This is a genomic window from Lysobacter sp. KACC 24251 (assembly GCF_057747755.1).
The window spans coordinates 1,176,014-1,197,233 of the sequence record NZ_CM173222.1; the positions used below are offsets into that span (position 1 = coordinate 1,176,014).

General features: G+C 66.3%; 11 protein-coding genes. 4 read left to right on the forward strand and 7 right to left on the reverse strand.

The window, feature by feature from the left end; all coding sequences use genetic code 11:
- Nucleotides 1-26: 26 nt before the first annotated feature.
- Nucleotides 27-374: a hypothetical protein gene (locus AC3ARF_RS05635; RefSeq protein ID WP_498931055.1), complete on the reverse strand. Its 348-nt coding sequence runs from the start codon at nucleotides 372-374 to the stop codon at nucleotides 27-29.
- 151 nt (nucleotides 375-525) lie between these two features.
- Nucleotides 526-1,701: a thiolase family protein gene (locus tag AC3ARF_RS05640; RefSeq protein ID WP_498931057.1), complete on the reverse strand. Its 1,176-nt coding sequence runs from the start codon at nucleotides 1,699-1,701 to the stop codon at nucleotides 526-528.
- Nucleotides 1,702-1,908: 207 nt separating this feature from the next.
- On the opposite strand from AC3ARF_RS05640, the gene AC3ARF_RS05645 reads away from it, so the two are divergent.
- Together AC3ARF_RS05645 and AC3ARF_RS05650 are read left to right on the forward strand one after the other, a co-directional pair.
- A complete protein-coding gene (locus tag AC3ARF_RS05645) occupies nucleotides 1,909-4,743 on the forward strand; it encodes a S8 family serine peptidase (RefSeq protein ID WP_498931058.1) in 2,835 nt (944 codons plus the stop codon).
- A gap of 60 nt (nucleotides 4,744-4,803) precedes the next feature.
- Complete coding sequence (locus tag AC3ARF_RS05650; protein WP_498931060.1) at nucleotides 4,804-8,559, forward strand: two-component regulator propeller domain-containing protein; 3,756 nt, start codon at nucleotides 4,804-4,806, stop codon at nucleotides 8,557-8,559.
- Nucleotides 8,560-8,622: 63 nt separating this feature from the next.
- Here the strand turns inward: AC3ARF_RS05650 and AC3ARF_RS05655 are convergent, their stop codons facing one another.
- The 5 genes from AC3ARF_RS05655 to AC3ARF_RS05675 form a co-directional block, all read right to left on the reverse strand.
- Nucleotides 8,623-10,131 (reverse strand): DUF3369 domain-containing protein, encoded by a 1,509-nt coding sequence (locus AC3ARF_RS05655; RefSeq protein WP_498931062.1) that lies wholly within the window; start codon nucleotides 10,129-10,131, stop codon nucleotides 8,623-8,625.
- A 210-nt stretch (nucleotides 10,132-10,341) separates the two neighbouring features.
- The gene (locus tag AC3ARF_RS05660) at nucleotides 10,342-11,499 is read right to left on the reverse strand and encodes an isovaleryl-CoA dehydrogenase (RefSeq protein WP_498931064.1); all 1,158 of its coding nucleotides are present in this window, start codon (nucleotides 11,497-11,499) and stop codon (nucleotides 10,342-10,344) included.
- Nucleotides 11,500-11,648: 149 nt separating this feature from the next.
- Nucleotides 11,649-12,752 carry a Glu/Leu/Phe/Val dehydrogenase dimerization domain-containing protein gene (locus AC3ARF_RS05665; protein WP_498931065.1) on the reverse strand — a complete coding sequence of 368 codons (1,104 nt, stop codon included), beginning with the start codon at nucleotides 12,750-12,752 and terminating at the stop codon, nucleotides 11,649-11,651.
- 197 nt (nucleotides 12,753-12,949) lie between these two features.
- Nucleotides 12,950-14,221, reverse strand: coding sequence for a 2OG-Fe(II) oxygenase (locus tag AC3ARF_RS05670; RefSeq protein WP_498931067.1), 1,272 nt, complete (start codon nucleotides 14,219-14,221; stop codon nucleotides 12,950-12,952).
- A 40-nt stretch (nucleotides 14,222-14,261) separates the two neighbouring features.
- Entirely contained in the window at nucleotides 14,262-15,431 is a 1,170-nt protein-coding gene (locus AC3ARF_RS05675; protein ID WP_498931069.1) for a hypothetical protein, read from the reverse strand.
- Between the two features lie 178 nt (nucleotides 15,432-15,609).
- On the opposite strand from AC3ARF_RS05675, the gene AC3ARF_RS05680 reads away from it, so the two are divergent.
- Both AC3ARF_RS05680 and AC3ARF_RS05685 read left to right on the forward strand, forming a co-directional pair.
- Complete coding sequence (locus AC3ARF_RS05680; RefSeq protein WP_498931071.1) at nucleotides 15,610-19,164, forward strand: methylmalonyl-CoA mutase family protein; 3,555 nt, start codon at nucleotides 15,610-15,612, stop codon at nucleotides 19,162-19,164.
- 78 nt (nucleotides 19,165-19,242) lie between these two features.
- Complete coding sequence (locus tag AC3ARF_RS05685; RefSeq protein ID WP_498931073.1) at nucleotides 19,243-20,982, forward strand: ATP-dependent nuclease; 1,740 nt, start codon at nucleotides 19,243-19,245, stop codon at nucleotides 20,980-20,982.
- Nucleotides 20,983-21,220: the final 238 nt, after the last annotated feature.

A 21,220-nucleotide genomic window follows, 5' to 3' on the forward strand; every position in this document is an offset into this window, starting at 1 on the left:
AGGCCCGTTAGGACCAGCGGGTTTGATTACTGCTTGGCGGCTTCTTCAGCGCCTTCCTTAGCCTGCTCAGCGGCGTCGGCGGCCTGCTCAGCGGCATCGGCAGCGGCGTCGGCAGAGCCGGCGTCGGTGGCGGTGGCGGCAGCGTCAGCGGCGGTCGCGGCGGCGTCGGCCGAAGCGGCAGCGGCGTCAGCCGAAGCGGTGGCGGCGTCAGCAGCAGCGGCGTCGCCGGTGGCGGCAGCGTCGGCAGCGGCGGTGGCGGCTTCGGCCGAAGCGTCAGCGGCCTCAGCGGCCGAGTCAGCAGCCTGCTGCTGGTTCGAGCAGGCGGCCAGGGCGAAGCCCAGAGCCAGGGCGAGCAGCGCCTTGTTCATGGTCATGGTGCGGTTTCCTCGTCAATAAAGTAGGGCAACGCGCAGACCGCGCGCCGGTGTACATGATGACAAGCCGGTGACGGCTGTCAAGCGGGTGGCCGACTTTTTTTGGTTAAGACGTCGTTATACCGAATAGCCTCGGCTAAATGGCGGCTGCTCAGACCAGTTCGACGGCGATTGCCGTCGCTTCGCCACCGCCGATGCACAGCGATGCGACGCCGCGCTTGCCACCGCGCTGGCGCAACGCGTTGAGCAGGGTGACCACCAGACGGGCGCCGCTGGCGCCAATCGGATGGCCCAGCGCGACTGCGCCGCCATGCACGTTGACCTTGTCGCGCGAAATTCCCAGATCCTTCATCGGGGCCATGGCCACGCACGAGAACGCTTCGTTGATCTCGAACAAGTCGACGTCGGCCACGCTCCAGCCTGCCTTCTTCAACACGTTGTCGATCGCGGTGACCGGCGCGGTGGTGAACCACTCGGGTGCCTGCGAATGGGTAGCGTGGGCCACGATGCGGGCCAACGGCTTCAGGCCGCGCTTGGCGGCTTCCTCGGCGGTCATCAGGACGGTGGCAGCGGCGCCGTCGGAGATCTTGGAGGACGAGGCGGCGGTCAGCACGCCATCCTTGCCGAACGCCGCACGCAGGGTCGGGATCTTGGTCGTGTCGATCTTGCCCGGCTCTTCGTCGGAGTCGACCACCACGTCGCCCTTGCGGCCCTTGACGGTGACCGGGACGATTTCGTCCTTGAAGGCACCGCTGGTCTGCGCGGCCTGAGCCAGCTTCACGCTCTCGGTGGAGTAGGCGTCGAGCGCCTCGCGGTCGAACTTGTACTCGGCGCACATGGTGTCGCCGAACACGCCCATGGCCTTGCCCTGGTACGGGTCGGTCAGGCCGTCATAGGCCATGTGGTCGATGAACTCGGCGCTGCCATAGCGGATGCCGTTGCGCGAGCCGTTGAGCAGGTGCGGCGCATTGGTCATCGACTCCATGCCGCCAGCGACCACCACGTTGGCCGAGCCGGCCTTGATGATGTCGTGGGCCAGCATGATCGCCTTCATGCCCGAACCGCAGACCTTGTTGATCGTGGTGCAGCCGGCCGAAGTGGGGATGTTGGCGCCGAGCGACGCTTGGCGGGCCGGGGCCTGGCCCAGGCCGGCCGGCAGCACGCAGCCCATGATCACTTCGTCCACCTGGTCGGCGGCAACGCCAGCGTGCTCCAACGCGCCCGTGATGGCAGCGCTGCCCAGTACCGGAGTGGCGACGCCGTTGAACTGGCCGAGGAAGGAACCAATGGCGGTGCGCTTGGCACCGACGATGACGATGTCGGACATGGACTGCTCCAGTGGGGCCGGCGGCCTGCCGGGATCACTCGATTATCGCGCCGATTGTTGCGCCGCCGCAAATTACAAAGCCCAACGGTGCCCTACGGGATTTCGGTTCATCGTTGATCGGCTCGGGGGTTTGCACTACAAGGATGCTGTCGGCCACGCGCCGCCTGCGGTCCAGGATCGGACGACCGTGACGTCGGGGAAAATCGAATGACATATCGTGAGAATGGGCTGGCGGTCGCCGTGCGGCGGGGTCTGTTGCTGTCGGCGCTGGCTGCCGGGCTGGTGGCCTGTGGTGGCGGCGGCGGTGGCAAGAGCGTGAGGGTGGACCCGCCGCCGGCGGCGTTGCCCCCGCCGGTGGTATATGCCGCCGAGCCGCGGTACAGCGATCACCTGAACCTGACCAACACCGGCGCGGCCCATGCCGCCGGCCTCAGCGGTGCGGGCGTGATCATCGGCGTGGTGGACAGCGGCATCAACCGCAACCACCCCGCCTTGCAGGGTCGCGTGCTGGCCAACCTGATCTATATCAGCAGCAACGGCAACAACCTCTCCGTCGATGACGTGGATGGACACGGCACTGCCGTTGCACAGGTGGCTGCCGGCACCGCGTTCGGCTCGTGGCCCGGCGGCATTGCCCCGGGTGCGCAGCTGGTATCCGCGCGCATCATTTCCGACAAGCCGCCCAGCGACGACGGGTCCGGCCAGGGCAACGAGGTGTCGGGCGCGCTGGGGCTGAAGTCGATCCACCAGGACCTGATCAACCGCGGCGTTCGCGTCATGAACAACTCGTGGGGTGGCCTGTACTGGACCAACCTCAGCGCCACCGCTCCCATTGCCGACGAGTACCGGCCGTTCATTGCCACCCACGGCGGTCTGGTCGTGTTTGCGACCGGTAATGAGGGAAGGGCCAACCCGTCCAGCATGGCCGCGCTGCCCAGCCAGCCCGGCGCCAATGGCACGAAGCCGGGGGCCGACCTGGAGCGCGGCTGGCTGGCGGTAACGGCGGTGGACCCCACCAACATCAATTCGCTGGACAAGGGCAGCGACGGCACGGTGTACGCCAATGCCTGCGGCGTGGCGATGCGCTATTGCCTTGCCGCGCCGGGCACGGTCATCGCGACGGGTACCAACGATCTCTACAACAACCCGACCTATTGGCGCTGGAAGGGCACCTCGTTCGCCGCACCGCAGGTGTCGGGTGCTGCTGCCCTGGTGTGGCAGAAATTCCCGTATTTCAACAACGACATGGTACGCCAGACGTTGCTGGGTACCGCCAAGGACATCGGTGCCCTGGGTGTCGATTCCATCTTCGGCTACGGCCTGCTCGACGTGGGCGCGGCGGTGCGGGGGGCTGCCCGGTTCGACTGGGGCGACGTGGTGGTTTCCTTCGCCGGCACATCCGCGTGGAGCAATCCGATCTCCGGCGGTGGCGGGCTGGTCAAGCAGGGCAGTGGCCGCTTGGAGCTCACGCAGCCGAACAGCTACCTCGGCGCCACGCGCGTGCAGGGAGGGACGCTGGCCAGCTTCTTCACCGTGCCAGGCGATGCGTCGGTGAGTTCGGGTGCCAACCTGGAGCTGCGCGGCGGCGTGGTCGGGAACCTGGACAACCTTGGAACCGTAAGCACGAAGACCACGGCGAGCCACGTCGTGGGCGGCAATTACCACCATGGCAGCAATGCCCGTTTCGCCTTCGAGGTCGGTGCGCCTCTGCAGGTGACCGGCCAGGCCACCATCGACGGCGGTGATGCGCAGGTGACCGGCATCGCCCAGGGCTACACCCGCTCATCGCGCGAGTCGGTGCTGACGGCGGGGGGCGGCGTGTTCGGCCGCTTCTCTACGCTCAGTGCTGGCAGCGGCGTGTTCCTGCAGGCAACGTTGGGCTACGACCCCAACACGATCTGGTTGGACATCACCCGCCTGGACGTCACCGCGACGGCTGCGTCCATGGGCTTCACCGCGGCCTCGCTGTCCAGCGCGGAGCGGGTGGAGGGCGCTTTCTCCGCAATCGACGATGGCGCGGTGCCGGGCGGCGCAGGCACGGGCGGTGGGCTCGACTTCCTTGCGGCAGCAGGGCAGATCCAGCGCTCGCCCACGGCCATGGCGGCGGAGCGCACGCTGGAAAGTCTTTCCGGAGACCTGCACGGTGCGGATACGGCCTATGCGTTGATGGCCATGGAGGGCAGCCGGCATGCGCTGGAGGCCCGTCTCGATGCGCGGGGCGCTACCTCCAGCGCGAATGCCTGGTGGGATCGGCTTGGCGCGCAGCGCCAATCCAGCAGCCATCTGGGCATCGATGCGCAGGGTTGGGTGATGGGTCACGACTACCGGCTGGGCGAAGGGTGGTCGGTGGGCGGCGCCTTCGCGGAAATGCTGGGGCAGGGTTTCCGAGGCGACCGCGCGGACCGGGAGCGTAACCGGCAGGTCGAAGGGCAGCTGTACGCGCAATGGCAGTTCGGCGACTCCTACCTGCTCGGACGGGTGTCGCACGGCGTAATGGAACGGCAGGCGCGACGTGACGTGTTGCTGGGCGACATGTCATTTGGCGTCGGTAGCGACTACGACAACCGCTATACGTCGATGGGGCTCCAGTTGGGCCAGCGCTGGACGATGGGCGATGGCGGGCTGACCCCGTACGTGGGTCTGCAGTCAGTGCGCATGACGCGCGAAGGATTCACCGAGGAAGGTGCGGCGGGTTTCGGCCTGAGCACCCACGCATCGACCTTCGAAGCGTCCCAGGCGCTGGCAGGCCTGCGGTTCGACCATCAGTGGTGGGGGGGTGCAACCCAACTGGGCATCAATGGCCGAGTGGAATGGCAGCGGACGCTGTCGCAGTCGGGCAACGACATCAACGCGCGATTCACCGGCATCGATGTCTGGTCGCCGATCGACGGCGAGACACTGGCGCGCGACATCGGGATGCTTGGGGTTGGGTTGCAGGCGCGCCTTCCGCACCTGGGACTGATGCGGCTGGGCGCGGATCTCCGGCAGGAGAATGGCCACCGCTGGACGCAGGCGCAATTGAGCTGGGCGGTCGGTTTCTGAGTGTCTGACAACCGCGCCCGGCGCCCACGGGCGCGCCACTGGCTCCCCGCGCTGCTTGCCATGGCAGCCCTGGCGGTGTCGTGGGGGTGGCCTGCGTCCGCCCTGGCCGCGGCGCCTGAGGCCGTGGTCACGGTGGATGATGTCCACTTCCACAACTACGGCGTGGAAGATGGTCTGTCGCAGACCACGGTCAGGGCGATGCTGCAGGACCCCAGCGGTGCGGTCTGGATCGGCACCCAGGACGGCCTGAACCGGTTCGACGGCTACGAGTTCAAGGTCTATCGCGCCGACCTGCAACGCCGGGATTCACTGCCCGACAGCTACATCCAGGCGTTGGCGCCGTCGCGGCGCGGCGGCTTCTGGGTGGGCACCAAGGCGGCGGGCATCGCGCTGTACGACCCGGAACGGGACCGGTTCACCCGGTTCGCCACGGGTGAGCCCGACGGGGGCGGCGAGGCCAATGCGGTTACGGCGTTGCAGGAGACGGGTGATGGCCGTCTGTGGGTGGGCAATTCCGGCAATGGCCTGCAGTGGCTGGACCCGGGGAGCGATCGGTTCCAGTGGGCCCCTGATGCGTTGAATCGTCAGTTGGGCTCCATCGCCGCCATGGCCCTGCTCGACGGGCGGCTGCTGGTGGGTGGCAAGGACGGGGTTTGGCTGGTGGACGCGTCGGGTCAGTCGGCGCGGCGCTGGAGTCGGGGCGGCGACGACCTGCGTGTCGAGAGCATCGAAGTCAGCCCCGACGGCACTGACGTCTGGGTCGGCACGCGCTTCGCGGGGCTGTTCCGTTTCGATCGCACTGGCAACCAGCTTGGTCAATGGCAGGCCAAGGAGGGACTGCCACATTCGAACGTGCGCGACCTGGTGTTTGACCGGCAAGGGCGGCTCTGGATCACGACCCTCGAGGGCCTCGCGCGCCTGGACGCCACCGGCCAACCCCTGCGAGCCTGGACCTACGGTGCGGGCCTGGGGGGAAGCCTGGCCTCCAGCCGCCTGCAGGCGCTGATGGTGGATCGCGATGGCTTGGTCTGGGTGGGGACCTGGTTGAACGGCGTGAGCATCTTTTCGCCGCAAAGCGAGGTCTTCGAAGAGCTCCAGGTCCGCGCGCGCGACACCATCGGTGGCAGGGGTCTGGCAGTAGGCTCGTTCCTGATCGAACCCGACGGCTCGGTCTGGCTGAGCGTTGCCGAAGGCCTCGGCCTGGTCCACTACGATTTCGAGCGCGGCGTGCTGGCGCAGTACCCGCCCGACCCTTCGAATCCACGTGCCCTGCCTTCCAACATCATCCTGGACATGCGGCGCGACCGGCGTGGCCGGTTGTGGGTGTCGACGGCCGCAGGCCTGGCGCGTCTGGACGGCGACGGGTTCACCGTGTTCCGCCACGACCCCAAGGACTCGACCAGCCTGCCGAACCCCAACTGCTCGGCGCTGCTGGAGGATCGAAACGGCGCGATGTGGGTGGGCACGCTGGGCGGTGGCGTCGGCATGTTGTGCGACGGCTGCACGCAATTCGTCAACTACCGCGCCCTGCCTGACATGGACGGCCGCCCCGGATTGGGGGGTAGTTCCGTCGAGACACTGTTCGAGGACAGCCGCGGCGCCATCTGGATCGGCCTGCGCTCGGCGGGCCTGGCGCGCCTGGACCCCGCCACCAATCGCATCGAACACTTCCGCGCCCGTCCGGGTGTGGCGGGCCATATCGGCAACGACAGCGTGTCCTGGATCAGCGAGGATCGACAGGGCCGGCTGTGGGTTGGCCACGGTGCCGGAGTGAGTTGGGCCAAGCTGGACGCGCCGGGGCCGGTGCAGTTCCACAACTACAACATGAACGCAGTGGGCGGCATCATCCAGGACGAGGAAGGCCGCTACTGGATCAGCACCACCGTCGGCATCAGCCGGCTTGATGTGGACAGCGGGGAGATTGTCCATTTCGGCGCGCGCGACGGAGCCCAGTTGATGGGCTATTTCGTGACCGCGGCCGGCCAGTTTCCGGATGGCAGGATTGCGTTTGGCGGCATCAATGGCCTTACGGTGTTCGATCCCCGGAAAGTGGCGATCGCCTCCAGATCACACCGTGTCGCCCTCACGGCCATTTACGTGGCGCGTGCCGGAGCGGATGCCGAGGCGGACGCCTGGACTCAATGGGTGCGGACCGGCGGGAAGGGCGGCGCGATCGTGCTTCCTCCCGACGGTGACGATGTCAGCTTCGAGTTCTCGTCGATGGCGTTCGCGGATCCGCAGGGCGTCCGCTATGCCTACCGGATGGAAGGCGTGAACGACGATTGGGTGGAGGTGGATGCCAACCGCAGGTTGGCCAGTTACAACCACCTGGGACCGGGGCGCTACGTCTTTCACGTGAGGGCGCGCAGCCCATACGGCGCGTGGGGCCCGGAGCTGGTGATTCCCATCCGCCTGACGCCGCCGTGGTGGCGGACCTGGGTGGCCTACCTGGGGTACGCGCTGCTCGGGCTGTTGCTGCTGGGAGGTGTGGCTTGGGAGGTCCGCCAGCGGCTTGCGGAACGCAAGCGAGCGCAGCGTGAGATCGCCGAGAGCGAGCAGCGCCTGAAGCTGGCCCTCTGGGGCACCGGCGATGAGCTCTGGGACCTCGACCTGGTGAAGGGGGAGTTGCGCCGCCAGAACCCGCTTGCGACGGCCGACGCGAGCGGCGGGGAGCTGGTGGGCGGCGCCGACGCCATGCGCGGCCTGGTGCATCCGGACGACCTGCCGGCGTTCGACGAGGCGATCGCGGCGCACCTGTCCGGCGAGAATTCCTACATCGAGGTTTCCTATCGCGTGCGAGACGCCGACGGCAACTGGCGTTGGCTGCTGAGCCGCGGGCGCGTGGTCGCGCGTGACCGGGATGGCCGTGCCTTGCGCCTTGCCGGAACCAACAGCGACATCACGCGGCTCAAGGACAACGAGCTGGCGCTGGCCAAGGTCAATGTCGAGCTGGAGTCGCGGGTGCACGCGCGGACCGAAGCCCTGCATGCGAGCAACGAGTACCTGCTCAAGACCGTGGGCGAGTTGCGTGACACGCAGAAGCAGCTCGTGGAGTCGGAGAAGATGGCGGCGCTGGGAGGCCTGGTGGCCGGCGTGGCCCACGAGATCAACACGCCGCTGGGCGTTGGGGTGACGGCGGCGTCTTACCTGGCCCAGGAGGCCAGCTCGCTGTCCACGAGGATCGCCGACGGCACGCTCGACGAAGCGGGCCTCAAGGCCTTCAGCCAAGCGGCTACCGACAGCTCGCAGCTGATCCTGCGCAACCTGCAGCGCGCGGACCGCATGGTGAAGAGTTTCAAGCAGGTGGCGGTGGACCAGTCCAGCGAGGCTACGCGGGTGATCGAATTGCCGGGCTACCTGGAGGAGATCCTGATCTCGCTACAACCGATGCTGCGCCAGCGCCGGCACGAGGTGGCGATCGACTGCCCGAAACCGATCACGCTGGAGACCTATCCTGGCGCCATCTACCAGATCGTCTCCAACCTGGTCATGAACTCGGTCATGCATGGTTTTTCCGGCCGCGAGAACGGGCACATCCGCATTGCCGTGACCGGCGAAGAGCGCGACATCGTGCTGACGTACGAGGACGACGGCAGCGGCATGAGTGAGGAGGCCCGCAAGCGGGTGTTCGAGCCGTTCTTCACCACGCGCCGCGGCAGCGGGGGATCGGGGCTGGGGATGCACATCGTGTGGAACCTGGCCACGCAGGTGTTGGGCGGCACGATTGCCTGCGACACCGAACGCACCCAAGGCACATCGTTCGTCCTGCGGATTCCGCGCACGCTGCGGGCCCGCAACAACGCCAACCCGGCCTGAGTGCGGGGGCAGCCCCGGCAGCTTGCAGCTGGGGTGGGGCGGCATGCCGGTGCCCCGTCGGCGTCAGTCCGGTAACTGGTCGCGGATGGCTTCGGCACGCTCCCAGTGGTCCAGCAGGATGCGCGCCAGGGACGGGTCGAACATCTTTCCGGTGTGCTCCACGATGTACTCTCGGATGCGCTCGGACGTCCACGCATCCTTGTAGCAGCGCTTGCTGCCCAGCGCGTCGAACACGTCGGCGAGCATGGTGATGCGCCCACTGAGCGGGATCGCGTCGCCCGCCAGGCCATGCGGGTAGCCGTTGCCATCCCAACGCTCATGGTGGGCCAGTGCGACTTCCGCGGCCAGTTGCAGGATGCCGCGCTTGGACGGTGCCAGCATGCGGTGGCCGATGGCGGCGTGGGTGCGCATGATCTCCGTCTCATCGGGTGTATGCGCGCCGGGCTTGTTGAGGATGGCGTCGGGGATGCCGATCTTGCCCAGGTCGTGCAGCGGCGCGGCATGGCGGATGCGCTCGCAATAGGCCTCGTCCATGCCGTGCTCGCGCGCCAGCAGCTCGGCGATCAGGCCCACGCGATGCACGTGCGCGGCGGTTTCGTTGGAGCGCGTCTCGGCGGCGCCCGCCAGCAGGAAGATCATCTCCATCTGCGCGTTGGAGACTTCCTGGCTCAGCTGCAGGTTCTCGAACGCGATGGACACGTTGGTGCAGAAGATCTCGACCAGCTTGTAGTCCAGCTCGGACAGGTCCCAGGCCTCTCCCACGTACAGCAGGCTTTCGCCGTTCTGGCTGTCGGTGAAGTGCAGCACATAGTGGTCGTGGCTGAACTGGTGGCGTTTATCGCGCAGGGCCGAGCGCAGCGTCTCCAGCATGTTGGGCGGCAGTTCCTCGTCGATGTTGTGGTCGACGAATCGCTTGAAATCGCCCGTGGCGGCCGAGGCGACGAAGTGGTCCTCCTCGTTGGCCGCGTCGCCACTGGTGGTGAAGTACAGCGCGCCGCGTTCCATGCCCACCAGCGTCGCCAGCTGTGACAACACCGCGGAGGCGAAACTGCTGGTGCGCTCGTTGGCGAAGACCTGCGCCGACGCCTCGATCACCCGCTCAAGGCCGCGCTTGTGCTCCTTGATGGTCATGATGTCGCGCCACGCGCGCAGCGCGGCAAACAGCGTGGTCGATAGCTTCTGAGCGGTGAGCTCGGTCTTTTCCTTGTAATCGTTGATGTCGTAGCGCGCGATGACCTCGTGCTCCGGCGCCTGGCCGGGCTGCCCCGTGCGCAGCACGATGCGGATGTCGGGGTTGGCCAGGTCGGTGCGGATGAACTGGGCCAGCTCCAGGCCTGCCTGGTCGGTTTCCATCACCACGTCCAGGAACGCCACGGCAATGTCGTCATGCGCCCGCAGGATCTCGCGCGCCTCGCTGGCGCTGTGGGCGGAGATGATCTGCAACGGACGGTCGTCGAAACGGAAGCTGGCAAGCACCAGCCGCGTGACTTCGTGGACTTCCGGTTCGTCGTCTACCAGCAATACCTTCCATGGCGGCTGGGCATTACCGGCAGAAGCGCCGAGGAAACCCATTGGCTTAGCCCTCCCCCTGAGCTGGATCCAGTCTATCCAAAAAAAAGGGGCGGCAAGGCCCCACTCCAAGGGGCGGGGGGCGATGAACCGGCCTACCCTGGTACAACGCCACCCGACGGCCGGAGGGGACGGAAACAGATCGGCCCGGCCAGCGGACTGGTCGGGCCGTCAGGGACCGTGTTCAGGATAGGGAGCGGCCCCCTTGCCGCCTCAGCTGTTGCCGTTGAACAGCTCGCGGCCGATCAGCATGCGGCGGATCTCGTTGGTGCCCGCGCCGATCTCGTACAGCTTGGCGTCGCGGAGCAACCGCCCGGTCGGGTACTCGTTGATGTAGCCATTGCCGCCCAGTGCCTGAATAGCCTCCAGCGTGACCTGCACCGCTGACTCCGAGGCGTGCAGCAGGCAACTGGCGGCGTCCACGCGGCTCTTGTACCCGCTGTCGTAGTCACGGGCGATCTGGTACGCGAACGCACGGCTGGACTGCAACCGGGTGTACATGTCCGCGATCTTGCCCTGCATCAGGCCGAACGTGCCGATGGCCGCGTCGAACTGCTTGCGCTCGCGGGTGTAGGGCAGGGTGATGTCCAGCGCCGCCTGCATCAGGCCAATGGGGCCGCCGGACAGCACCAGGCGCTCGGTATTCAGGCCGCTCATCAGCACCTTCACGCCCTGGTTGACCTCGCCCAGCACGTTCTCGGCGGGGATTTCGCAGTTCTCGAACACCAGCTCGCAGGTGTTGGAGCCGCGCATGCCCAGCTTGTCCAACTTCTGCGCCGTGCTGAAACCCTTCATGCCCTTCTCGACGATGAAGGCGGTCATGCACTTGCTGCCCGCGTCCTTGGGCGCGGTGCGCATGTAGACCACCAGCACGTCGGCCTCGGGGCCGTTGGTGATCCACATCTTGTTGCCGTTGGCCACCCACACGCCGTCACGCAGCTCGGCGCGGCAGCTCATCGAGCCGACCACGTCCGAGCCGGCACCCGGCTCGCTCATCGCCAGTGCGCCCTTCCACTCGCCGGTGCACAGCTTGGGCAGGTACTTGTGGCGCTGAGCCTCGTTGCCGTTGGCGTAGAGGTTGTTGACGCACAGGTTGGAGTGCGCGCCGTACGACAGGCCCACCGAGCCCGACGCACGCGAGATTTCTTCCATCGCCACCAGGTGCGCCAGGTAGCCCATCTCGCTGCCGCCGTGCTCGCCCGGCACGGTCATGCCCAGCAGGCCCATCTCGCCCAGCTTGGGCCACAGGTCCTGCGGGAACCAGTTGTCGTGGTCGATCTGTTCGGCACGCGGTGCGATCTCGGCATCGGCGAAGCGGCGGACCGCGTCACGCAGCGCATCGATCTCTTCACCCAGCGGGAAGGGGCGCATAACTACTCCTGGCAACGTTACGGCCTCGAAGCCTTTCGACAGCCGGTGTGAATTTGGCGGCCGGGGCATGCGCCCGGTCCGGACAGCACGACGGGGCACTGGGCCCCGTCGTATTTTGCTCTACAGCCCGTCAGTGCAACCGATACGGATCAGTTGCCGCCGCGGATGCGACCCTTGAAGCGGGTCTGGCCACGGCCCAGCGGCAGCTTGAGCTTGCCGATGGCGGCGATGCGCTCCTCGCCCAGGCGGTCAGCGGCCTGGTAGGTCGGCACGCCGTCGCGCTCGGCGATCTCATAGATGCGGTGCAGGTTGTGGTAGATGGTGCGCATCATGCGCATGGCGCGCTCGCGGTTGTAACCCTCGAGCTCCAGCGCCACGTTCATCACGCCGCCCGCGTTGACCGCGTAGTCCGGGGCGTACAGGATGCCGCGCTTCTGCACTTCGTCGCCGATGGCGTTGTTGGCCAGCTGGTTGTTGGCCGCGCCGCAGATGATCTTGGACTTCAGGCGGGGCAGGGTGTGCTCGTTGACCGTGCCACCCAGCGCGCACGGCGAGTACACGTCGGCCGGCACGTCGTAGATCTCGTCCAGGCCCACGGCCTCGGCGCCGTACTCCGTCACGGCCTTGTCGACCAGCGACTGGTTGATGTCGGTGACGAAGATCTTCGCGCCGCGCTCCTTGAGCAGCTTCACGTACTCCATGCCGACGTGGCCCAGGCCCTGCACGGCGTAGCTGTACTTGCCCACTTCCTCGTCGCCGAAGCGCTTGTTGAGGCTGGCCATCAGGCCCTGCATGGTGCCGTAGGCGGTGAACGGCGACGGGTCGCCGGAGCCACCGTGCACCTGGTGCACGCCGGTCACGAACTCGGTCTCGCGGTACACGTATTCCATGTCGTTGACGTCGATGCCGACGTCCTCGGCGGTGATGTAACGGCCGCCCAGCGAATCCACGAACTGGCCGAACGCGCGGAACAGCGCTTCGGACTTGTCCTTGGCCGGGTCGCCGATGATCACGGCCTTGCCGCCGCCGATGTTCAGGCCGGCAACCGCATTCTTGTAGGTCATGCCACGCGACAGGCGCAGCACGTCATTCAACGCTTCCTGCTCGGACTTGTACGGCCACATGCGCGTGCCGCCCAGCGCGGGGCCCAGCACGGTGTTGTGGATGGCGATGATCGCCTTCAGGCCTGCGTCCTTGTTGTGGCAGAACACGACCTGCTCGTGGCCGTAGGTGTCCAGGGTCTCGAAAATCATCAGGTGCTCCGCGTCGGCGTGGGGGATGCGCGAAGGGCGCCACGCCAACTGTGCGTTGTAAGTCGTTGAATCGGAAAGATTCGCCTCTGCGACCGGGGTAGGGGTCCCGCCGCAGGGGGCATAGTTTACGGCAATCGGGGGATACGGTTACGTATGCAACAACCGGGGTCCCGGGCGGACCCTCCACCGTCCCCGATTCAGAAAGCCCGGTAGCGCCGCTCGCGGAACCACAGCGTGGCCAGCCACTTCTCCCCGGCCAGTACCGGCGTGCCGGCGTGCAGCGAGTCCGGGTCCGGCCGGCCGGCATCGTCGGTGTTGCGGAACGCCACCGCGCGGCCCATCCCCGCGTCCACCACCAGGTTGGCCTCGGGGAAGGCGGTGCCGCCGCCGGATTCCACGTCGCACAGGTACGCGCACAGCGTGGCCGCGCGCTGGCCCGCCTGCGGCCGGTCGCCTGCCAGCGTCTGCGGCGGCAGGTAGTCGCGGTGCGGGCGGTATTCCTGCCCGGGCAGGTAGCGCAGCAGCACCATGTGCTCGGCGCGGGTGAAATCGATGCCGATCGCCGCCGCCATGCGCATCTGCAGCAGGCGCAGCTGGAAGTCCTCGATGATCTCGTTGAAGGTGGCATCGAACGCCGTGCGCACCGGGTGCTCCAGCCATTCGCCGGTGCGCGGGTCCACCACGCGGGCGCGCTTGAGCCACGGCGCGCCCATCAGCATCACGTAGCGGCATTCCTCGGCGGTCAGCAGGCCTTCCAGCGTGGCCACGCGCGGTGTCTGGCTGCGCACTTCGGGCACGGGCGCCTGCAGGCTGGCTTCAAGGTTGAGTTGCAGCGGTCGGCTGGGGCCGTCGACCGGGGCGCGCCCCGGGGCCGGGGGCAGGGCCGGAACACCGGCCTGCGCCACCAGCGCCTGCCAGGCCGCCAGATCGCTGCCCGCGTCCATCTCGCCATGGCGCACCCGCTCCAGCAGCAGGCACGCACTGATCGGGTCGCCCGCGCGGGCGGCCTGCTCCAGCAGCGTGCGCGACTGGCGCATCGCCGCCGGGTTGTCGATGTCGCGGCCGAAGTACATCGCCAGCGCACGCATCGCCGCCACGTCGCCGCCCTTGGCCGCGGCCAGCAGGCGCTGGCCCATCCGGAGGAAATCGCGGTCCATGACGATGCCGCCCAGCGCGATGCTGGCCAGCAGCGACGCCGCACCCGCCGAACCGCCACGTTCGGCACGTTCCAGCCACTGCACCGCGGCCATCGGATTGGCGTCGCAAGCCACGCCATACAACTGCATGCGGGCGTGTTCCACCTGCGCGGCCAGGTGGTTGCGTTCGGCGGCCTGGCGGTACAGGTCGAAGGCTTCCTCGGCACCGTCCAGCGTGACCAGCCGGGCGGCCAGCCGGAACTGCGCGTCGGGCGCGCCGTTGGCCGCGTCGTGGCGCAGGGTGTCGAGGTCGGGCAGGGCGTTGGCGTGCATGGCTACAGCGTAACGCGAGCACCCAGCCACCGGGCGGGCGCTAGCGGAACCACAACATCGCCAGCCACAGCGTACCCTCGCGCACCGGCTGGACTTGCAGGGACGCGTCGGGGGTGGGCGGCCCGTCGTCCGGTGTGGCGTCAAACAGCACCGCCTCGCCGGGCGCCAGAGCGATCGGCTTGGCGACGCCGCTGGCCTCCAGCGCACCACCCACCAGCGCGGGCGCCAGCAGCACGCACAGCGCACGCCGGCCTTCCGAGGCGGCCATCCCCGACGGCCCCCCTTGCGGCAACGTGGAGCCGCCGGTGATCAGCGTGCGCGCCGGCTCGCCGGCATCGTGCCGCTGCACCACCAGCGAACTGGTTTGGCCGAAGCGGATGCGCGCCGCCCGCGCCATCAGCAGGTGCAGCCAGCGCACCGCGAAGTCGTCCAGCACTTGGTCGAAGCGCGCTTCCGGGCCGCCTGCGTGGGCGGTGGCCATCTGCAGTTGGCCAATCACCATCAGCATCCGGCACTCGTCGGTGGACAGAAGCCGCGGGAGGCGCATCACCCGCGGCCGTCCACACAGTGCAGTCCACGGCGGTGGATGCAGAGCGTCGGCAAAGGCCAACCGGCCGTGGTCGTCCTCGCTGCCGCGTGCGGCCGGCTGTGTCGGTAGCGTCCACGGCTTGAGCCAGGGCAGTCGCGGCACGCCGCAATTGGCCAGCGCGCGCCACCAGCGGCGCGAATCGGCCAAGCGCACCGGCGTGCCTTCGCCGCGGTACAGGCGTTCGGCCAGCAGTGGCGCGGCGATGGCGTCACCGGCAACCGCCGCGCGCTCCAGCAACTGCACGCACGCCGCCTGCTCGACCGGGTCGTCGCGGCGCGCGAGGTGCAGCGCGGCCGCGCGCAGTGCTGCCGCCATGCCGGCCCGCGCCGCCTGCAGGATGCGCTCGTTGATGCGCGTATCGCGCTCCCCCGGCGTGTCGTCCAGCGCGATGCACGCCAGGTAATAGCCCGCCTCGGCGTGGCCGGCGGCCTCGGCGCGCTCAAGCCAGTCGATGGCCTGCACCGGGTCGGCGGGGCCGCCCAGGCCGTGCAGCAGCATCCGCGCGTATTCGACCTGCGCCCGGGCATCGCCGGCCTGCGCATCGTCGTGGAAGTGGACCCGCGCCTCGTCCCAGCGCCTTTCCAGCAGCAGGCTGCGGCCGTGGTGCGCGCGATCCAGCATGACGAACCCCCCAGGGCAGCGGCGGCGGACAGGGGCTCAAGCGTACCGCCTGCTGCACCGCATGGTGAACGCCGCCGCCCTTGGTCGGCCCCACGGCAGCGTACGGCCCGCCCGGAGGGGCAAGGGGCGGTCGCGCTACAATTCACGGATTGCCGTTTCCGTATTGAAAGGCCGTCCCATGAGCACCCCCGCCAGCAACCTCCCCGCCGACATCGCCGCCGAGAGCAGCCCGCTGCGCTTCGTCACCGCCGCCAGCCTGTTCGACGGCCACGACGCCGCCATCAACATCATGCGGCGCCTGATCCAGGGGCAGGGGGCGGAGGTGATCCACCTGGGCCACAACCGCTCGGTGGAGGACGTGGTGCGCGCCGCGCTGCAGGAAGACGCCGACGGCATCGCCCTGTCCAGCTACCAGGGCGGCCACGTCGAGTACTTCAAGTACATGGTGGACATGCTCAAGGAGCGCGGCGCCGGCCACATCCGCGTGTTCGGCGGCGGTGGTGGCACCATTACCCCGGAGGAGATCCGCGAGCTGCAGTCCTACGGCGTGGAGCGCATCTACCACCCCAACGACGGCATGCACATGGGCCTGGTGGCGATGATCGAGGACGTGGTCCGCCGCGCCGCCGACGGCCGCAAGGCCGCGCAGCTGCCGGACAAGAGCGCCGACATCGACGATGAGATCACCATCGGCCGCATGCTCAGCGCGATCGAGGAAGGCCTGCTGGACGAAGGCCAGCTGGCCCACCTGCGCAAGCAGTGGCACCTGGCCGGCGGCAAGACCCCGGTGGTGGGCATCACCGGCACCGGCGGCGCCGGCAAGTCGTCGGTGACCGACGAACTGCTCAACCGCTTCCTGGCCAGCTTCCCGGAGATGCGCATCGCGGTGATCTCGGTGGACCCGACCCGCCGCCGCACCGGTGGCGCGCTGCTGGGCGACCGCATCCGCATGAACAGCCTGCGCAGCAAGCGCGTGTACATGCGCTCGATGGCGACCCGCCGCCAGCACGTGGCCACCAACGCCGTGCTGAAGGACTGCATCGGTTTCCTCAAGGGCCTGGGCTACGACCTGGTCATCGTCGAGACCGCGGGCATCGGCCAGAGCGACTCGGAGATCGTGGACCTGGTCGACTTCCCCATGTACGTGATGACCAGCGACTTCGGCGCGCCCAGCCAGCTGGAAAAGATCGACATGCTGGATTACGCCGAACTGGTGGTGCTCAACAAGTTCGACAAGCGCGGCGCCGAAGACGCCCTGCGCGACGTGCGCAAGCAGTGGAAGCGCAACCGCGCGAAGTTCGACATCAAGGACGAGGACATCCCCGTCTACCCGACCATCGCCAGCCAGTTCAACGACCCCGGCGTGAGCTGGATGTTCGCCAACCTGTGCCGCCTGCTGCGCGCCAAGCTGGGCCAGGACGCCGGCATCGACACCGCCCACTGCAACTGGCAGCCGGAGATCAACACCGCGCTGAAGGAACCGCGCGCCACCGTGCTGATCCCGGGTGCGCGCGTGCGCTACCTGGCCGAAATCGCCGAGCAGGGCCGCGGCATCAACCGCCAGATCGAGAGCCAGGCCGACGTGGCCGACCGCGCCCAGTCGCTGTGGCAGGCGCTGCATGAGCTGGGCGACGTCGCGCTGCCCAAGGCACTGGAGCTGTACGACTCCGCCCACGTCAGCCCGGGCGCGCTGGTCAGCGGGACCGCGCCGGAAATCCCCGACAGCCCGTCGCCGGCCGTGCCGGTGACCGAAGAACTGGTGGCCGGCAAGTACGTGGCCGACCGCAGCCTGCTGACCCTGCGCCAGCGCTACAACGACGCCGTGCAGACCCTCAGCAGCGAGGCGCTGAAGCTGCTGCGCGAATGGCCCGCCCGCCTGAAGTCGATCACCGACGAGGTGAACGAGTACCAGGTGCGCGACAAGACCATCCGCGTGGAGAACTACCGCGAGTCGCTGAGCCACCAGCAGATCCCCAAGATCGCCGCGCCCACCTACAAGAGCTGGGGCGAGCTGCTGACCTTCCTGCAGAAGGAAAACCTGCCGGGCTACTACCCCTACACCGGCGGCGTGTACCCGTACCGCCGCACCGGCGAAGACCCCATCCGCATGTTCGCGGGCGAGGGCACGCCGGAGCGCACCAACCGCCGCTTCCACTACCTGAGCGTGGGCCAGCCGGCCGCGCGCCTGTCCACCGCGTTCGACAGCGTCACCCTGTACGGCGAAGACCCCGCCGTGCGCCCGGACATCTTCGGCAAGATCGGCAACAGCGGCGTCAACATCGCCACGCTGGACGACATGAAGAAGCTGTACTCCGGCTTTGACCTGTGCGCGCCCAGCACCTCGGTGTCGATGACCATCAACGGCCCGGCGCCGATCATCCTGGCGATGTTCATGAACACCGCCATCGACCAGCAGGTAGAGAAGTACCTGCGCGCCGACCAGGCCCGCTGGGACGCCGCGCACGACAAGATCCAGGCGATGTTCGAAGGGCGCCACCGCCCCGAATACGCCGGCATGCTGCCCGAGACCAACGACGGCCTGGGCCTGGGCCTGCTGGGCGTGACCGGCGACCAGGTGGTGGAGCCGGAGGTGTACGCCAAGATCAAGGCGCACACGCTGGCCACCGTGCGCGGCACCGTGCAGGCCGACATCCTGAAGGAAGACCAGGCGCAGAACACCTGCATCTTCAGCACCGAGTTCGCCCTGCGCATGATGGGCGACATCCAGCAGTACTTCGTGGACAAGAACGTCCGCAACTTCTACTCGGTCAGCATCAGCGGTTACCACATCGCCGAAGCCGGCGCTAACCCGATCAGCCAGCTGGCCTTCACCCTCAGCAACGGCTTCACCATCGTCGAGTACTACCTGGCGCGCGGGATGAAGATCGACGACTTCGCGCCCAACCTGTCGTTCTTCTTCAGCAACGGCATGGACCCGGAGTACACCGTGATTGGCCGCGTGGCCCGCCGCATCTGGGCGCGCGCCATGCGCGAGCGCTACGGCGCCAGCGCCCGCAGCCAGATGATGAAGTACCACATCCAGACCAGTGGCCGCAGCCTGCACGCGCAGGAGATCCAGTTCAACGACATCCGCACCACGCTGCAGGCCCTGTACGCGCTGTTCGACAACTGCAACAGCCTGCACACCAACGCCTACGACGAGGCGATCACCACGCCGACCGAAGAGAGCGTGCGCCGCGCCGTGGCCATCCAGATGATCATCAACAAGGAGCTGGGGCTGAACTTCTGCGAGAACCCGTGGCAGGGCAGCTTCATCGTGGACAAGCTGACCGACATCGTGGAAGAGGCCGTGTACAAGGAGTTTGAGGCCATCAGCGAGCGCGGCGGCGTGCTGGGCGCCATGGACACCATGTACCAGCGCGGCAAGATCCAGGAAGAGAGCCTGTACTACGAGCACAAGAAGCACGACGGCAGCCTGCCGCTGATCGGCGTGAACACCTTCCTGCCCAAGGACCACGGCGGCGACATCGTCACCGAGATCGAGCTGATCCGCAGTACCGAGGGGGAGAAGGGGCAGCAGATTACGAATGTGCAGGCGTACCAGGCTGCGAGAAATTCTTACAGCGCCGAAGGGCTGCGCGGCCTACAGTCGACGGCGCGGGAGCGTAGGAATGTGTTTGAGAGCCTGATGGAGGCCGTTAAGACGCACTCGTTGGGGCAGATAAGTCACGCGCTTTATGATGTTGGCGGCGAATACAGAAGAAATATGTAACGTCGCTGATCATGCTGAGGCCCGCATACGCGGGCCTCTTTTTTGGCTCGTAGTACCGATACGGCTTCTGATCACGATATGGGCATTGAGCTCTTTAATTTCGGGGGGCGGGTAATGGCATCTACGTTCTTGAGCGGAATAGCTATCGCGAATTTCCGTGGCTTAGGTCCGGATCTAAGACGCATTGGTCCTTTTAGGGATATCAATTTTTTCGTCGGACCGAACAATGTCGGCAAGTCTGCGGTCCTTGCTTTCATCGCAACCTACTTGCACCCAAAGAAGACCGGGGGAATGACGCCTTGGGCGCGCCAGTTTGGCACTCTCGATGTGCATCTAGGGAAGAACGCGAACGAGGTTGCTTGGGGTGTAGCAATCCCTGTCGCTGAGTTTGACAAAATTACTGTGGACGAGCGCTTGCTTGCCTCCTTGAGGGTAATCATTTCGGCTCTCAGCGACAGGGGGCTGGTGTGGCTTTTTCCTCGTGCTGACTATCGGTCACTTTCCTTCGATCCGCGTGCCGTTGAAGCGGCTAAGCCGTTGCTCAAGCCCGAGGAGTGGAATCGCCTGTGGGCGAACTTAACCCACCAAGGCGGAGGCGGATTGGATGGCCATTGGATCCCGGAGACATTGGGCTGGCTCGCTAGTTCGGTGACGCCCGCGTATCCGAGGGTTCACTTTATTCCTGCCATCCGGGAAGTCGGGCCTGCCGGAGTGGCTTTCGAGGATTTCAGCGGTCGGGGATTGATTGATAAGTTGGCGGAGCTTCAGAACCCGCCTCACGATCTGCGTGCGAATGAGCAAAAGTTTCGACAAATCAATGAGTTTTTGCGTGCGGCAACCGACACGCATGACGCGCGAATTGAGGTTCCATTTGATCGGCGGCATCTGCTTGTGCACATGGATGGCAAGGTCCTTCCCTTGTCATCTCTGGGGACGGGCATACATGAGGTCGTAATGATGGCCTCATTCTGCAGCTTGGTTGAGGATGAAATCGTTTGTATTGAAGAGCCTGAAATTCATCTGCATCCATTGCTCCAAAAGAAGTTCCTGCGATATCTGCGGGACAACACCACGAACCAGTATTTCATTGCTACGCATTCAGCGTCTTTGATTGACTCGGTGGAGTCATCAATTTTTGGCGTCACCAAGGACGAACATGGCGGTGTGACGATTTCTTTGGCGACGAGTTCATCAGATCGATATGGTATTTGCCAGCAGCTTGGTTACCAGGCATCTGATCTATTGCAAGCGAACGCGATCGTTTGGGTGGAGGGCCCTTCGGATCGAATCTATCTGAATCATTGGATCAAATCTGTCGCGTCGGATTTGGTTGAGGGCGTTGACTACTCCATCATGTTCTATGGCGGGAGACTGCTTAGTCATTTGACTGCCAATGATCCTGAGGTTGATGAGTTCATCTCGCTCCGCCGACTGAATAGGAACATAGCAATCCTCATTGATAGCGACAAAAAGGTTGCTACAGCGCGGCTAAATGACACAAAGAAACGAATTGTCGCGGAGTTTGGCGACTTCGCAGCGTGGGTGACGGCTGGACGGGAGGTGGAGAACTATGTCCCTCCTCCGCTTATTTCGTCCGTTCTGTCGACTTTGTACGAGTCAAAATTTGAGTCGCTAGTCGCAGATGGTCGCTACGAGCATCGTCTCCCATTTCATACGAAGAACAGGGGAGTATTCGATGATGTCGATAAGGTAAAAGTGGCGCGATTAGTGGCTCAACGTCCGGCGGATCTGTCGGAGCTTGATCTTAGAAGAAGGCTTGGAGCATTAGTTGATTTCATTCGGGCTTCGAAGCTGTAGCGCGTTGGTTGTTCGGCCGTTGGCTATAGCGCGAGCAGCAGCGGATTGGAGTCAGAGTCTTGGCGGGTGTGCCCACGTGGTGAATTCCGTTCGCCAATTTTGGACGCCCGTATCTCGATCACGCTTGTCCTCTGCGTAGGCTGCTGGCTGTTCCTGTGCGTGCCGCGCCACAACGGCATCGAGAACATCACGCCAGGGCAATTTGCACAGCCGCAACGAAGTTCTTCACTCGATCGCA